A 14,999-nucleotide genomic window follows, 5' to 3' on the forward strand; every position below is an offset into this window, starting at 1 on the left:
TCTCCGCCATGCCCCTGGTCGGTTCCGGTTTCAGCGTCCTTTCCGAGGAGTTCGCCTCGGCCCCCCAACTCTTCTTCGCTTGGCTGAGGGAGCATGCACCGGTGCACCACGAGCCGTCGATCGACGCCTACTTCCTCTCCCGCCACCAGGACGTGAGACGGGTGCTCACCGACCACGAGGCGTTCACCACGGAGATGCTCCAGGTGCGCGCCGAGCCGGTGATGCGCGGCCGGGTCCTCTCCCAGATGACCGGGGCCGAACACACGGCCAAGCGGAAGATCTTCGTCCGCGGCTTCACGGGGCAGGCCCTGCGGGACCAGGTGCGCGCCGTCCACACCCGTGCCGCCGAGCTCGTCGCGCCCTTCCTGGCACGGGGGCGGATGGACCTCGTCAACGATTTCGGCAAGCCCTTCGCCGTGCTCGTGACGCTCGACGTCCTCGGCCTGGACACGGCGGACTGGCGTGACGTGGCCGCCTGGAACAGCGGGATCACCGAGTTCGTCACCAGCGTCGTCCTCACTCCCGAGCGCCGGCGGCACTGTCTGGACTGCGCCGATCGGCTGGAGGCGTACCTGGCCCCCGTCATCGGGCAGCGGCGCCGCCATCCGGGCGAGGACCTGATATCGAAGCTGGTCACGGCCGAGTTCGACGGCATCGCCATGAGCGACCGCGACGTCACCGCGCTGATCACCAACGTCCTCGTCGCCGCGACCGAGCCCGCGGACAAGACGCTCGCCTACCTCTTCAAGCACCTGATCGACCACCCCGGGCAGATGGCCCGGGTCCGCCGGGACCCGGGCCTGCTGCCCGCCGCGATCGCCGAGACCCTGCGCTACACCCCGCCCGTGCAGCTCATCCCCCGACTGGCCGAGCGGGAAGCCGTGTTCGACGGCACCACCGTCCCGGCGGGCGCCACCGTCTTCTGCATGACCGGCGCGGCCAACCGCGACCCCGAGGCCTTCACCGACCCGGACACCTTCGACATCGACCGCCCCGATCTGGGCACCGCCCGCTCCTTCACCGCCGCCGCCCAGCACCTCGCCTTCGGCACCGGGCTCCACCAGTGCGTCGGCGCCGCCTTCGCGCGCGCCGAGATCGAGACCGTCGCCGCACTGCTCCTGCCCCTGCTGGAGCAGGTCCGCCACAGCCCCGGCTCCCCCTACCGGGAGACCGGCCTGTACACCCGCGGTCCCGCCGCCCTGTCCGTGGACTTCACCCCCGTCCGCCCCGACGGCCGGGACCTCGGACCCGTCCGGTGACAATGGGGGCCACACCGGTACGGCACGCACAACAAGGGGGAACGGCGAGCGTCATGGTGTCCGTGGGAGAAAGACTGAGCACCGCACGGGTTCGGGCCTTCATCGGCCGGAACGAGCAACTCGCGCGGTTCGGGGAGGCCTTGGCCGGCGATCCGCGGGCGCCGTTCGCGTTCTACGTGTACGGGCCGGGCGGCATCGGGAAGTCGACGCTGCTGCGCAGGATGGCGGACGACGCCCGTGCGGCGGGCCGGCCCCTCGTCGAACTCGACGGCCGCTTCGTCAGCCGGGACCCGGCCGAGTTCGAGCGCGCGGCCGGCCCCTTCCTGGACGCTCCCGGCACGGTCCTCGTCGTCGACTCCTTCGAGCACTGCCAGTGGCTGGAGAGCTGGCTGTGGCACCGCTTCCTGCCGCGGGCCGCGGACGGCGCCCTGGTCGTCCTGGCCGGTCGCCTCGGACCGCAGCCGCAGTGGGCCGCCGACCCCGCCTGGGCGGGGCTCCTGCACGTGAGCGAACTCGAGCCGTTCTCCGAGGACCAGGCGCGGAGCCTGCTGGCCGCGGCGCGGCTGCGGCCCGAACTGCGCGGCCGCGTACTCCGGTTCGCCGGGGGCAACCCCCTGGCCCTGTCGCTCGCGGCGGCCGCGGGTTCGACGGGCTGCGGCGAGGCGGAGAACTGGTCCCCTTCCGCGGACGTCCTGCGCACCCTGCTGGCCGGGCTGATCGGCGAGGTGCCCACGGCCGCGCACCGCCGCGCCCTGGAGGTGGCGGCGCAGGCGTACGCGACCTCCGAGGAGCTCCTCTCCGCCGTGCTGCACGGGGAGGACGCCCACCTCCTCTTCTCCTGGCTCAGGGACCTGCCCTTCATGGAGTCCACCCACCGCGGGATCCACCCCCACGACGCCGCACGCGAGACCCTGGCCGCCGACCTGCGCTGGCGGGCGCCCACCGCCTTCACCTCGATGCGCGGGCGCCTGATGGAGGAGTACCTGCGCGTCCTGCGCGAGGCGCCCGAGGAGCGGGTGTGGACCGTCACCGACGAGCTCTTCTACCTCTTCCGGGAGGGCGAGACCCTGGCGCGGCTGCGCACCTGGTCCCGCGAGGACGAGGTCCACGACCGCCCCCTGCACCCCGACGACCTGCCCGTCGTCCTGCGCATGGCGGCGGAGACCGAGGGGGCGGCCTCGGCGGAACTGGTCCGCTACTGGGCGCGGCGCCAGCCGCAGGCCTTCAGCGTCTACCGGCTCGTGAGCACGGGCCGCATCGTGGCGTTCACCGCCCGGCTCGCCCTGCCGGCGCCGCCCGACCCCGAGGACCTGGCCACCGATCCGGTCGTCGCCGCGGCGTGGGAGCACACCAGGACCACCGACCCGGTGGGCCCCGGCGAGCACATCGGCATCAGCCGCTTCTCGGTCTACCCGGAGCGCTACCAGGTCCCCTCGCGCGTCATCGACCTGAGCAGCTCCCGCGCCCAGGCGGAATCCGCCCGGGCCCGCGGCCGCGCCTACGGCTTCGCCGTCTACCAGGACGCCGAGACGTGGGCCGGGCGCGTCAAGGGCACCCTCGACGACACCGGGGCCCGGCCGCGGGTCGGTGAGCACACCTACGGGCTGTTCAGCGTCGACTGGCGCCGGGTACCCGTGGAGACGTGGCTCCGCCGCTTCACATCGGCCCCCGACGGGCCCGTCCGGGCGGGGCCGTCGCCCGTCTCGCGCGCCACGTTCGACCAGTCCGTGCGCGAGGCGCTGACGCACTGGCGCGACGCGGCCGCCTTCGCCGCCGGAGCCCTGATGCGCGCCCGTCTCGCGGCCGACTTCGCCGATCCCGTCGAGGAGTTGCGCGCCCTGCTGCGCCGGGCCGTCGACGACCTCGCCCAGGATCCGCGCGGCGTGCGGGCCCGCGAGGCCCTGACGACGGGCTACTTCTCCGGTGCGCCCACGCAGGAGGCCGCGGCCCGCCGCCTCGGCCTTCCGTACGGCACCTACCGGCGCCACCTGCGCCAGGGCCTCGACCTGCTGTGCGAGGCCCTGTGGCAGCGGGAACTGCACGGCCCCGTCGAGACGCCGTAGCCGGTGGACAGGTGCGGACAGGGATGAACAGTCCCGGCCCGTTTTCGACCTGGAGAGTGGACACCGTCCCGCACGAGTCTGTGCGTCATGAACCTCCCCCGCACACGGAAGGCCCCGGCTCCGCCCGCGCACCGACCGGGAGCCGCGCTCGCGGCGCTCGCCGCGGCCCAGTTCACGGTCATGCTCGCCACGTCGATCGTGAACGTGGCGCTGCCGCAGATCAGCGCCGGGGTGGGCCTGTCGGACGGCGGAACCACCTGGGTGGTCAACGCCTACGGCCTGGCGTTCGGGGCGCTGCTCCTGGCGGGCGGCCGGGCGGCCGATCTGCTCGGCCGCCGCCGCGTGCTGGTCCTGGGCCTCGCGCTCTTCGCCGTAGCCTCGCTGGCGGCGGGGCTGGCCTCCTCCGCGGGCGCGCTGATCGCGGCGCGCGCCGTTCAGGGCCTCGGTGCCGCGGCCGTCGCCCCGGCCGCGCTCGCCCTGGCGATGGACCTGTTCCCGCCCGGACCCGGGCGGGGCAGGGCACTGGGCGTGTGGGGCGCGGTCTCCGGTGCGGGAGGGGCGGGCGGCGTACTGCTCGGCGGCGTCCTGACCCAGGCCTGGGGCTGGCCCTGGATCTTCCATTGCGTGGCGCTCGGGACGGCGGCGGTCCTGGCCGCCGTGGTGGTCCTCGTACCGGGCGGGGCCGCCCGGACGGCCGGGCGGTTCGACCTGCTGGGCACCGCCGTCATCACCGTCGCCCTGACCTGCCTGGTCTGGGGGCTGACCACCGCGCGCGGCGCGGGCTGGACGGACGCCCGGGTGCTGGGCTCGCTCGTCGGCGCCGCCGCGCTGCTCGCGGCCTTCGCCCTGATCGAGCTCCGGCGGCCGGACGCCCTGGTGCCGCCGCGCCTGTTCGCCACCGGCCGGGTCGCCGCGGGCAACCTGCTGATGGCACTGCTGGGGTCCGTGTGGATCGCGCTGTTCTTCTTCCTGCCGCTCTACCAGCAACAGGTCCTCGGGGCCGATCCCCTGGTCACCGGAGCCGGCCAACTCCCGCTCGCGGCGGCCAACATGCTCGGCGCGACCGTGGCGCCCCGGATCGCCCGGCGGATCGGCGCCACCACGACGCTGGCCGCGGCCCTGTTCACCGACGCCGCGGGCCTGCTGTGGCTGTCCCGGATCAGTGCCCACGGCAGCTACGCCACGGACGTCCTCGGTCCGAGCATCGTGGTCGGCCTGGGGCTGAGCATCGCCTTCGTCCAGCTCACCGCGCTCTGCGTGGAAGGCGTCCCGTCGCGGGACGCGGGGCTGGCGGGCGGCCTGGTGAACACCACCCGCCAGGTCGGAGGCGCGATCGGCCTCGCCGCCCTGGCGACCCTGGCCGGGTCCGTCACCGCGCACGCCGCCGTCCACCAGCCGCGCCTGGAGGCGCTCACCGCGGGCTACCGCACCGCCTTCGCCGTCTCGGCCGCGGTCCTGGCCGCCACCGCGCTCCTCGCGCTGTTCCTCGCCCGCCGCGCCGGGCCGCGTACCGCGGCCGCCGCCACCGAGTCATGCCGAGGTCGGTGGGCTGCGGGAGTGGGAAAAGGGACAGGTCGGACGGCGGGCGCGCGGCGCCGGTTCGGACCGGTGCCGGGTTCGGACCGGCGCCGGGCCCGAACGGGCCTAGTGGAACTGCTCTTCCTCGGTGGAGCCGGAGAGCGCGGTGGTGGAGGAGGCCGGGTTGACGGCGGTGGAGACCAGGTCGAAGTAGCCGGTACCGACCTCGCGCTGGTGCCTGACCGCGGTGAACCCCTGGGCCTGGGCGGCGAATTCGCGCTCCTGAAGGTCCACGTACGCGGTCATGCCGTGCTCGGCGTAGCCTCGGGCGAGGTCGAACATGCCGTGGTTGAGGGAGTGGAAGCCGGCCAGCGTGATGAACTGGAAGCGGTAGCCCATGGCCCCCAGCTCGCGCTGGAACTTGGCGATCTGGTCGTCGTCCAGGGCCGCCTTCCAGTTGAAGGAGGGCGAGCAGTTGTAGGCGAGCATCTGGTCGGGGTACCGCGCGTGGATCGCCTCGGCGAACTCGCGGGCCTGTGCCAGGTCCGGGGTTCCGGTCTCCACCCAGATCAGGTCGGCGTACGGGGCGTAGGCGAGCCCGCGGGCGATCACCGGGGCCATCCCCGGCTCCACCCGGTAGAAGCCCTCGGCCGTGCGCTCCCCCGTGGTGAACCGTGCGTCGCGCTCGTCGACATCGCTGGTGAGCAGGTTCGCCGCGAGGGCGTCCGTGCGGGCGATGATCAAGGTGGGGACATCGGCGATGTCGGCGGCCAGCCGGGCCGCGTTGAGCGTGCGGACGTGCTGGGCCGTCGGGACGAGGACCTTGCCGCCGAGGTGGCCGCACTTCTTCTCGGAGGCGAGCTGGTCCTCGTAGTGGATGCCGGCCGCGCCCGCCGCGATCATGGCCTTGGTCAGCTCGAAGGCGTTCAGCGGCCCACCGAAGCCGGCCTCGGCGTCGGCGACGATGGGCGCCAGCCAGTCCGTGCGGTCGTGGCCGCCCTCGGCGGTGGCGATCTGGTCGGCGCGCAGCAGCGCGTTGTTGATCCGACGGACCACCTGGGGAACCGAGTTGACCGGGTAGAGGCTCTGGTCCGGGTAGGTGTGCCCGGCCTGGTTCGCGTCGGCCGCGACCTGCCAGCCCGAGAGGTAGATCGCCTGGAGGCCGGCCCGCACCTGCTGGACCGCCTGGCCGCCGGTCAGCGCGCCCAGCGCGTGGATGTAGTCCTGCTCGTGCAGCTGCCGCCACAGCCGCTCGGCGCCGCGCCGGGCCAGGGTGTGCTCCTCGCGGACGCTGCCCGAGAGCCGGACCACGTCCTCGGCCGAGTGGGTGCGCTCGATGCCCGCCCAGCGCGGGTCGTCCGCCCAGCGCTGTTCGAGCTGCTTGGCCGCCGCCGTGTTCGCCTCTGCCATGACCGTCACCGTTTCCGTCGTCGCTTGTCTTGCCAATGCCGTCGCCGATGCCCCGACAGGCATCCACGCATTGGCACTCTGTGCCTGGATAAGAGGGTGCGGCCACCGGACCCGCCCATGGGCCGGAGCTGAGCAATGCTGCCGATCTACCGGGAGCGGGCTGACCGGATCACCGCAATCAGGGCATGAATCGGTGGTCCGGAGTCCGTTCCGGCCACCGGTTCCGGCTGGCCGCAGAACAGACTCTGGCATTGGCACTGGGTGCCAACAAGCGGGTACGTCTGCCAAGATGTGCGAATCTTCGAGGCTGAAATTGCCAAGTTTGCGAAGGCTCGTGGCACGTGCGGTCCTCGTATGCTGACCGGGCCCGTCCGACGGTGGAGGAGTCCGGTGAGCAAGACGTACGCGGGGGTGCGGCTGCGGCGGCTGCGCGAGGAGCGGCGGATGACGCAGGCCGACCTGGCCAGGGTGCTGGGCATCTCGCCCAGCTATCTGAACCAGATGGAACACGACTCCCGGCCGCTGACCGTCCCGGTGCTGCTGCGGCTCACCGAGGCCTTCGGGGTCGATCCGGGCTTCTTCTCGGAGCGCGACACCAGCCGCATGGTCGCGGACCTGCGCGAGGCCCTGGCGACCGAGGTCGCCGAGGCCCGCGTCTCCGCCTCCGACCTGGCCGAACTGGCCACCCGGATGCCGGCGGTCGCCGCGGTCCTGCTGGACCTGGGCCGGCGCGGCCAGCTCCTGTCGGAGCGGCTCGCCGACGCGGCCGAAGGCCGGGGCGGCCCGGCGCAGGCCCCGCGTTCACCCCACGAGGAGATCCGCGAGTTCTTCTACCGCCGGCAGAACTACCTCCACGACACCGATCTCGCGGCCGAGGAGCTGGCCCGCGAGATCGGCATCCGCCCCGGGGACGTCATCCGCGCCCTGACCCGCCGCCTCGCGGACCGGCACGGGGTCAGGACCGCCGCGGACTGCGACCGGCTGCACCACTACGACGCCGGCTCCCGCGTCCTGCACCTGTCGAACCGGCTCCGCCCCGGGCAGCAGGCCTTCCGCATGGCCACCCAGCTCGCCCTCCTGGAGTACGGGGACGAGCTGGACCGGCTGGCCGCGGAGGACTTCCCGGCCGGGTCCGAGGCGCACCCCCTGGCCCGGATCGGCATCGCCAACTACTTCGCGGCCGCGCTGGTCCTGCCGTACCGCGCCTTCCACACGGCCGCCGAGGAGTTCCGCTACGACATCGAGCGGCTGACCGACCACTTCGGCCTCGGGTACGAGACGGTCTGCCACCGGCTCAGCACCCTGCAACGCCCCAGGTTGCGCGGGGTTCCGTTCTCCTTCGTCCGTGTGGACCGGGCCGGGAACATGTCCAAGCGGCAGTCCGCCACCGGATTCCACTTCTCCCGCGCGGGCGGCACCTGCCCGCTGTGGAACGTGTACGAGTCCTTCGCCGCTCCCGGCCGCATCCACGTCCAGGTCGCCGCCATGCCCGACGGTCAGCGCCACCTGTGGACCGCCCGCGCCGTCACCCGGCACCGGGGCGGCTGGGGCGAGCCGGGCAAGACCTTCGCCATCGGCCTCGGCTGCGAGATCCGGCACGCCTCCCGGCTCGTGTACGCGGACGGGCTCGATCTGGACAACACGGCGGCCGCCACCCCGATCGGCATGGGGTGCCGGCTCTGCGAACGCCTGGACTGCCCGCAGCGCGCGGTGCCGCCGCTGGGCCGACCCCTGGCCATCGACGAGAACAGCAGCACCTTCGTCCCGTATCCCGTCGCGGAGCGGTGAGCGCTGACCGGGGCGCGGCAGGGGGTCTGGATTTACTAGGACGTCCAACTACATGTTCGTGGGCAAAGGTCCGCGGTACAGGGAAGCCGGTGTGAATCCGGCACGGTCCCGCCACTGTGACCGGGGAGTGTGCTGCCATCCACACGCCGCTGACGAGGTCTGCCGGGAAGGCGGGCGGCACGCGGGGATCCGGGAGTCGGGATACCGGCCGCGGAACGTTCCGTGTTGTCCACGAGGATGGAGCAGACACGCACGGCACCGGTTTGTACCCACGACCCTGGTGATCCGGCGGAGCGCGCGCACCACCTGTCCGCGCGCTCGTAGTTCTCACGATCCCTCCCAGCGGCACACCCGACCGGGTCCGTCCGTCCGTACCCCTGCGCGTCGGCCGCTCCGACGATCCGGAGGCCGACTTCGGGCCGCTGGTCAGCCGTGACGCGCTCGACCGGGGGGAGCGCTACGTCGGCATCGGAGCCACCGAGGGCGCCGAACTCGTCGTCGACGGACGGGGGTTCACCCTGCCCGGGCGTTCGCGGACAAGCGCCCGCCGCACTTCACCCACGGCTGAGCGCCGGTGCCGGGTGCGGCCCCGTCCGCGGGGCCGCACCCGGCCGCGGATCAGGCGCCCCAGCGCAGGGCGATGGTGTCGCCCACGTTGATGACCTTCTCGCGCAGCGCGCCGGCGGAGGCGGAGCCGTCGACGCTGACCTTCCAGGTGTTCGCGCCGTTGTTGGCCTTGCCGTTGACGTGGGTGATCGTCCCGGTGCCCGAGGACGGGGTCACGCTCGTGACGCAGCCGGACGGGGTGGCGGCGCCGGTCGCGGCGGCGAGGACGTCGCCGAGGGTGGTGGTCGCGGCGGTCGGGGTGAAGGCGACCGAGCAGACCTTGAGGCCGCCCGCGCCGTCGTCGACGGTCAGCGCCAGCTTGGTGGCCGTGCCGGCGGTGAAGGCGGACTGCGCGACCCACTGCGGGGCGCCGGGGGTGACCGGGACGGGCGGGGCCGCCGTGAAGCCGCCGCCGGCCACGGCGCGCAGGGCGTCGATGGAGGCGTAGGCCGACGGGACGGCGTCCGAGGGCTTGTACTTGAAGCCGCCGGCCGGGTTGTACTGGTTGGCGATCAGGAAGTCGATCGGGGTCTTGCCGCTGCCGGTGAGGAAGTCACCGGTCTGCGGGTTGAATCCGCAGGCGTTCAGGCCGGCGACGCCCCAGCCGTTCGAGCTGGTGTTGACCCCGTAGAGGGAGTTGAAGGCGCCCGTGCCCGAGACGAGCGTGCCCTTGAGGAAGTTCTTCGCCTGGACGACGTCCGCGTCGGTGTTGGGGACCCCGGAGACGCAGAGGGCGGCCATGGCCGCGCCCGTCATGTCGACGTCGCTCGCGGAGTTGAGGACCGTCGGGTTGCCCTCCGCCTTCTGGAAGGTCCAGCCGCCGTCCACGTGCTGGTTGGCGCGGATGCGGGTGACCATCGAGTCGGTCAGCGCCTGCGGGATGCGCTGCGCGCCGCCCTGGGTCTTGGCCCCGCGCAGCGAAAGGGCCGCGAAGACGGTGCCGTTGAAGTTTCCCGACGGGCCGAAGTAGCCCGCCTCGGCCGTCTGCCAGTAGGAGTAGACGTTCGCCACGAGGTTGCGCGAGGCCGAGACGCGGGCCGGGTCGATGCCCGCGGCGTACGCGTTCAGGGTGCCGCGCTCGTAGTCGGTGACCACCGGGGAGGCCTGCGGCCAGCCCGCCGTGGAGAGGAGGTTGCGGTAGACCGTGCGGGCGTTCTTCGTGGTGTCGCCGCCGGGGTAGACGTCGACGACGGCGGTGCCGGAGGCGGCGAGGGCGCTGAACGCCCACTCGTTGGACAGGCCGGAGCCGGCGTACGAACCATCGGCCGCCTGAAGCGACTTGAGGTGGGCGACACCGTTCGTCTTGGACGTGGCCAGCTGCGCCGGCGACGAGGTCGCGGAGGCGGGCAGCACCGTGAGGGCGAAGGCGCCGAGTGTGGCGGGCACCGCGAGCGCGAGGCGGCGGGAGGTGCGGGGACGGGACATGGCCTGCTCCTGGAATCGGCGGACGCCGGCTCCTCCCGCGCAGGCCGCACGTGACCACCGCAGGGCACGGCGGGGCACGGCAAGGGCCCGGTCGGAGAGCCGCCGTCCGGAACGCGTGGTACGGCTTCCTGTAGTGCATCGCCGTTTGGGCATTCGGGCTCGGAGACGGCCCCCGCCGTCCCACACCGCTGCGCGTCAGCTCCGGCATCTCACCGGATTCCCCCATGTGGCAGCCCTGGACGCTACCCGAGTGATCAAGGGACCGCCAGCCGCCGGGAACCGGGGCGCGCGGCGGGCGTCCGGGACGGGCCGGCTGAGGTTCGTGCCACCTTGACGCGTCGGCGAGATCCGTGTTGCACTCCGGCTGATAACTGCTCAGCACCAGGGGAAGCCGGTCGAATTCCGGCGCTGACCCGCAACCGTAGGCCCGGGCTCGTTCCGGGTGAGCCGGAATGCCTGGAGCCGGGCCACAGTACGAAGAGCGCCGTCGCGGATTGCGGTGTGGTCGTCGCAGCCTCCCCACGGCGCAGGAAGCCGTGCGGGGGCAGTTCGCCACGCACGCAGCCGCCCGGCAGAGACGAGGGCCGCGGTGGGGACCGAACAGCAGGCGAAACGGCAGTCGGGGACGAGGCGGCGGTTCCTCTCCCTCGTGACCGCGTCCCTCCTGACGCTCGGTGCGGGAGTGGCCTTCCTCACGGTTCCGTCCTCCGCGAACGCCGATCCGATCGAGCAGTGCACGGCCACCACGGGCGCCATCGTGGCGGTGGACTTCGGCCCTTTCGGCGGCAAGGTCGAGCGCGGCTGTGACACCACCCCGACCACCGGGTTCGAGCTGCTGCGCACCGGCCGCTTCACGACCGAGGGCACCGTCCACGACGGCGACGGGTTCATCTGCCGGATAGGCAACGCCTCCTTCAACTCCGGTACGCAGTACCCCACTCCGGACAAGGAGGAGTGCGTCCTCACGCCGCAGGCCACCGCCTACTGGTCGTACTGGATCGCCTCCCCGGGGCAGAAGAACTGGACCTACAGCTCGCTCGGCGCCATGTCGCGCACCCCGAAGGCCGGCGACGTGGACGCCTGGGTCTTCGGCGGCACCGACACCGGCGGCACCCAGGGCAAGCCCTCCTTCTCCCCCGACGACGTCCGGGCCGCCGGCGGCCCGGACGCCGTCGGGGGAGAAGGAGGGCTTGCCCTGCGTGCCGCCTGGCTCTTCGACCCATCTCCGAGCCCCCGAGACTAGGCGGGGTGGGCGCCGGGGCGGGCAGTTGGAGCCGCTCGGTGATGGAGCCGGCGACCGCCCGCGGCAGCCAGTCCTCGCCCTGGCGCAGCGGCTGCGCCGCGGCCTCGTGGCACAGCGCGATGACCTCGGTCAGGGTCGGGCGGTCGGCCGGGTCGCGGCTGAGGCAGCGGGTCACCACGGGCCGCAGCTCCTCGGGCAGGGCGCTGAGGTCGGGGTCCTCGTGCACGATCCGGTAGAGCACGGCGTGCGAGGGCCCGTCGCCGAAGACGGACGCCCCGATCGCGGCGAAGGCCGCGATCTGGCCGAGGGCGAAGACGTCGGTGGCCGGGGTGACCGTACCCGCCGAAGCCTGTTCGGGCGCCATGAACGCCGGGGTGCCGACGCTGACGCCGGTGCTGGTCAGCGCGGTGCTGTCGGCCGCCCGGGCGATGCCGAAGTCGATGACGCGCGGGCCGTCGGAGGCGAGCAGGACGTTGGCGGGCTTCAGGTCGCGGTGGACGATGCCCGCGCCGTGGATGACGTGGAGGGCCTCGGCGACCCCGACGGTCAGCAGCAGCACGCTGCGCGGCGGCAGCGCGCCGTGCCGGGCCACGGCGTGCGCGAGGGAGGGACCGGGCACGTAGGCCGTGGCCAGCCAGGGCTGGTCGCCCTCGGTGTCCGAGTCGATGACCGGCGCCGTGTAGAGGCCCTGGACCCGCTCCGCGGCCCGCACCTCCTGCTGGAAGCGCCGCCGGAACTCGGGGTCTTCGCTGAACTCGGACCGGATCACCTTGACGGCGATGGGCCGGCCGCCCGGCGTGTAGGAGAGGTAGACCTTGCCCATGCCGCCCGCGCCCAGCACCGCCGCCAGACGGTAGCCGCCCACGACGGCCGGGTCCTCCTCCTTGAGCGGCTGGAAGAAGCCGTCCGAAGGCGCACTGCCCATGAGCAACCATCCCCTTGCTGGCGGCGGTCCGGCTGCTGCCGGCGCACCGAAGTCAACCGCGAGGGTACCCAATGTCCGGCTCGCCGGGCGCGCCGGAACCCGTGGGGCCCCCGGGAGTTGGGTCCGCCGGGTGCCCGCCGGGAGTCGGGCGCGCCGGAATCCGCTAGCCGAGTACCGCCAGGGCGTCGATCTCGACGAGCAGACCGGTGGGGAGGCCGACGTACACCGTGGTGCGGGCGGCCGGGACCTCCTTCAGCCCCTGCTCCTCGAAGTAGGTGTTGTAGATGCCGTTCATCTCGGCGAAGTGGCCGGTGTCGGTGAGGTAGACGCGGATCATCACCACGTCGTCCCAGCTCGCGCCGCCGGCCTCCAGGACGGAGCGGACGTTCTCCAGGGTCTGGAGCGTCTGCTCGCGCAGCGTCGGCCCGGCCGGGGTGGGCGGCTGCCCGTCCACGTGCGGCAGGAAGCCGACCTGTCCGGCGACCTGGAGGATGTTGCCCTTGCGCACTCCGTGCGAGAACCTCGCGGGCGGCGCGGTGTGGGTGTCGGGGGTGACGGCGGTCTTCTCGGTCATGGCCGGTCTTCCTGTGCGGGGCCCGAGCCTGAGTACTCGCGGCCGATGGTGTCGGCGGTCTGCCGGACGAGCGGGAGCAGTTCGAGCAGGGCCTCGGCGGAGAGGACCACGCCGGGGGCCGAGACGGACATCGCGGCGACCACGCGTCCGCCGGGTCCGCGGATGGGCGCGGCGAGGCAGTTCAGCGCCTCCTCGTGGCCGCCGAGGTCGGTGGCCCACCCCTGCGCGCGCACGAGGTCCAGCTCGCGCAGGTACGCGGCCGCGTCGGGGGTGGAGCGGGCGGTGTACGCCGGGTACTCGATGCGCAGCGCGAGGGCGCGGCGCTCCTCCTCCGGCAGGTCGGCGATGAGCAGCTTCGCCACCGCCGCGACGGTCAGGGGCACGGGCCGGCCGATGCGCGAGTACATCCGCACCGGATATCGGCTGTCCACCTTGTCGATGTAGACGACCTCGTCGTCCTGGTGGAGCGCGAGGTGGACGGTGTGCCCGGTGGTCCGGTTGAGCTCGACGAGGTGCGGATGCGCGACGTCCCGCACGTCGAGGTTCTCGATGGACTCGGCGGCCAGCGCGAAGAGGGCGGCTCCGAGCCGGTAGCGCCCGTCGCCCTGCCGGTAGACGAAGCCGTGCTCGTGCAGGGTCCGCAGCAGCCGCAGCGCGGTGCTCTTGTGCACGCCGAGGACCTCGGCGACGTCACCGAGCCCGGCCGGTCCCTTGGCCAGGGCGGGCAGGATCCGCAGCGCCCGCTCCACCGACTGGCTCACGCCGCGTACCTCCGTGTGCCGTCCTGCGGCTGCCGCGGGCCCCGTTGACCCGCCGTCATCCGGGATGTTAGACAGCATGCAGCGGCATACGCAACGCTCGTTGCGGTCCGCGCAACAACCGCGATGCCCGGGAGGCACGTACATGCCCAGCGACCCCGTCCAGGCCCTCGCCGAGGAACCGGTCGACCACCGGTTCAAGGGACTCCCCCCGGACGCCGAGCGCGCGGGCCTGACCGTCGGGCAGCTCGCCGCCCAGCAGCGCAATCTGCACACCGGCGGGTTCACCACCCCCGTCCTGACCCTCGACGCCGACGCGCTGAGCCACAACCTCGCCGCCCTCGGCGCGTACGCGGAGCGCCACGGGCTCGCCTTCGCCCCGCACGGCAAGACCTGCATGGCGCCGCAGCTGTTCCACCGTCAGCTCGCCGCGGGTGCCTGGGGCATCACGGCCGCCGTCCCCCACCAGGCGCGCGTCTACCGCGCGTTCGGCATCCAGCGCATCTTCCTCGCCAACGAGCTCGTCGACACCGCCGCCCTGCGCTGGGTCGCCGCCGAGCTCGCCGCCGACCCCGGCTTCCGGTTCGTCTGCTACGTGGACTCCGTGCGCGGGGTCGAGCTGATGAACCGCGCCCTCCAGGGCCAGCCCGCCATCGCCGTCGTCGACGTCGTCGTGGAGCTCGGCGCCGGCGAGGGCGCCCGCACGGGGGCCCGTACCGACGAGGACTGCCGGGCGGTCGCCGACGCCGTGGCGCGGACGCGGACGCTGCGCCTCGTCGGCATCGCCGGGTACGAGGCCGAAGTGCCCGGCGCCGAGCTGGAATCCGTGCGCGCCTACCTGGGCCGGCTCACCTCCCTGGCCGTCGAGTTCGACAAGGCGGGCCGGTTCGCCGGTGTCGAGGAGATCGTCGTCAGCGCCGGCGGCTCCGCCTGGTTCGACGCGGTCGCCGACGTGTTCGCCGAGCTCCCGGAGCTGTCCCGGCCCGTGCTCAAGCTGCTGCGCTCGGGCGCGTACGTCTCCCACGACCACGGCTGGTACACCCGGCTGACCCCCTTCAACCGGATCCCGGAGGAGGGCGGGCTGCGCCCCGCCTTCCGGCTGTGGGCGCAGGTCGTCTCCCGCCCCTCCCCCACCCAGGCCTTCATCAACGCCGGCAAGCGCGACATCGCCTACGACCTCGGGCTCCCCGAGGTCGAGCTCGTGCGCGATCCCCTCGACGGATCCGAGCGCCCGGCCCCGGGCGTGCGCGTCCTCAAGCTCTCCGACCAGCACACCTGGCTGGAGACGGACCGCGCCGAGGACCTGAACGTCGGGGACTGGGTGGCGCTCGGCATGTCCCACCCCTGCACGATCTTCGAGAAGTGGCCGCTCATCCCGGTCGTGGAGGCCGACGGCACGGTCACCGAGTACGTCCGGACGTTCTTCTAAC

Annotated in this window: 8 protein-coding genes, 4 pseudogenes and 3 riboswitches; of the genes and pseudogenes, 7 read left to right on the forward strand and 5 right to left on the reverse strand. The window is 73.3% G+C overall.

The annotated features are described in order from the left end of the window. Window positions 1-8 precede the first annotated feature (8 nt). From DRB96_RS37990 to DRB96_RS38000, 3 genes and pseudogenes are all read left to right on the forward strand, one after another. Window positions 9-1,259: a cytochrome P450 gene (locus DRB96_RS37990; RefSeq protein WP_112452489.1), complete on the forward strand. Its 1,251-nt coding sequence runs from the start codon at window positions 9-11 to the stop codon at window positions 1,257-1,259. A gap of 62 nt (window positions 1,260-1,321) precedes the next feature. Further along, window positions 1,322-3,322, forward strand: a complete 2,001-nt coding sequence (locus DRB96_RS37995; RefSeq protein WP_204357920.1) for an ATP-binding protein — start codon at window positions 1,322-1,324, stop codon at window positions 3,320-3,322. A gap of 180 nt (window positions 3,323-3,502) precedes the next feature. Next, window positions 3,503-4,600 (forward strand): annotated as a pseudogene (locus tag DRB96_RS38000) (MFS transporter); the annotation flags it as partial. A gap of 366 nt (window positions 4,601-4,966) precedes the next feature. Here DRB96_RS38000 and aceA read toward each other — a convergent pair. Further along, the gene (gene aceA, locus DRB96_RS38005) at window positions 4,967-6,250 is read right to left on the reverse strand and encodes an isocitrate lyase (protein WP_112454259.1); all 1,284 of its coding nucleotides are present in this window, start codon (window positions 6,248-6,250) and stop codon (window positions 4,967-4,969) included. A 390-nt stretch (window positions 6,251-6,640) separates the two neighbouring features. On the opposite strand from aceA, the gene DRB96_RS38010 reads away from it, so the two are divergent. Next, complete coding sequence (locus DRB96_RS38010; RefSeq protein WP_112452491.1) at window positions 6,641-8,038, forward strand: short-chain fatty acyl-CoA regulator family protein; 1,398 nt, start codon at window positions 6,641-6,643, stop codon at window positions 8,036-8,038. Window positions 8,039-8,087: 49 nt separating this feature from the next. Then, window positions 8,088-8,266: riboswitch (cobalamin riboswitch) on the forward strand. Window positions 8,267-8,394: 128 nt separating this feature from the next. Further along, window positions 8,395-8,565, forward strand: a pseudogene (locus DRB96_RS38015) (aldehyde dehydrogenase family protein); the annotation flags it as partial. 91 nt (window positions 8,566-8,656) lie between these two features. Here DRB96_RS38015 and DRB96_RS38020 read toward each other — a convergent pair. Continuing rightward, complete coding sequence (locus tag DRB96_RS38020; protein WP_112452492.1) at window positions 8,657-10,069, reverse strand: hypothetical protein; 1,413 nt, start codon at window positions 10,067-10,069, stop codon at window positions 8,657-8,659. Between the two features lie 147 nt (window positions 10,070-10,216). Further along, window positions 10,217-10,292: riboswitch (cobalamin riboswitch) on the reverse strand. A 162-nt stretch (window positions 10,293-10,454) separates the two neighbouring features. After that, a riboswitch (cobalamin riboswitch) is annotated at window positions 10,455-10,526 on the forward strand. A 132-nt stretch (window positions 10,527-10,658) separates the two neighbouring features. Between DRB96_RS38020 and DRB96_RS45470 the strand changes: the two are divergent. Beyond that, window positions 10,659-11,231, forward strand: a pseudogene (locus DRB96_RS45470) (peptidase); the annotation flags it as partial. 79 nt (window positions 11,232-11,310) lie between these two features. Here DRB96_RS45470 and DRB96_RS38030 read toward each other — a convergent pair. From DRB96_RS38030 to DRB96_RS38040, 3 genes and pseudogenes are all read right to left on the reverse strand, one after another. After that, window positions 11,311-12,237, reverse strand: a pseudogene (locus tag DRB96_RS38030) (serine/threonine-protein kinase); the annotation flags it as partial. A 163-nt stretch (window positions 12,238-12,400) separates the two neighbouring features. Continuing rightward, on the reverse strand, window positions 12,401-12,811 hold the full coding sequence (locus DRB96_RS38035; RefSeq protein ID WP_112452493.1) for a RidA family protein: 411 nt from the start codon (window positions 12,809-12,811) through the stop codon (window positions 12,401-12,403). Beyond that, window positions 12,808-13,572, reverse strand: coding sequence for an IclR family transcriptional regulator (locus DRB96_RS38040; protein WP_112452494.1), 765 nt, complete (start codon window positions 13,570-13,572; stop codon window positions 12,808-12,810). The genes DRB96_RS38035 and DRB96_RS38040 overlap by 4 nt, the downstream gene beginning before the upstream one ends. 142 nt (window positions 13,573-13,714) lie before the next feature. Here DRB96_RS38040 and DRB96_RS38045 point away from each other — a divergent pair, with 142 nt between their 5' ends. Continuing rightward, window positions 13,715-14,998 (forward strand): amino acid deaminase, encoded by a 1,284-nt coding sequence (locus DRB96_RS38045; protein WP_112452495.1) that lies wholly within the window; start codon window positions 13,715-13,717, stop codon window positions 14,996-14,998. Window position 14,999: the final 1 nt, after the last annotated feature.

Origin of the sequence: Streptomyces sp. ICC1 (assembly GCF_003287935.1) — a bacterium.
Classification (GTDB): domain Bacteria; phylum Actinomycetota; class Actinomycetes; order Streptomycetales; family Streptomycetaceae; genus Streptomyces; species Streptomyces tritrimontium.

Coding starts and splice junctions, on each gene's coding strand:
- DRB96_RS37990 (WP_112452489.1), top strand. CDS start 9: ATGCCCCTGGTCGGTTCCGGTTTCAGCGTCCTTTCCGAGGAGTTCGCC.
- aceA (WP_112454259.1), bottom strand. CDS start 6,250: ATGGCAGAGGCGAACACGGCGGCGGCCAAGCAGCTCGAACAGCGCTGG.
- DRB96_RS38020 (WP_112452492.1), bottom strand. CDS start 10,069: ATGTCCCGTCCCCGCACCTCCCGCCGCCTCGCGCTCGCGGTGCCCGCC.
- DRB96_RS38035 (WP_112452493.1), bottom strand. CDS start 12,811: ATGACCGAGAAGACCGCCGTCACCCCCGACACCCACACCGCGCCGCCC.
- DRB96_RS38045 (WP_112452495.1), top strand. CDS start 13,715: ATGCCCAGCGACCCCGTCCAGGCCCTCGCCGAGGAACCGGTCGACCAC.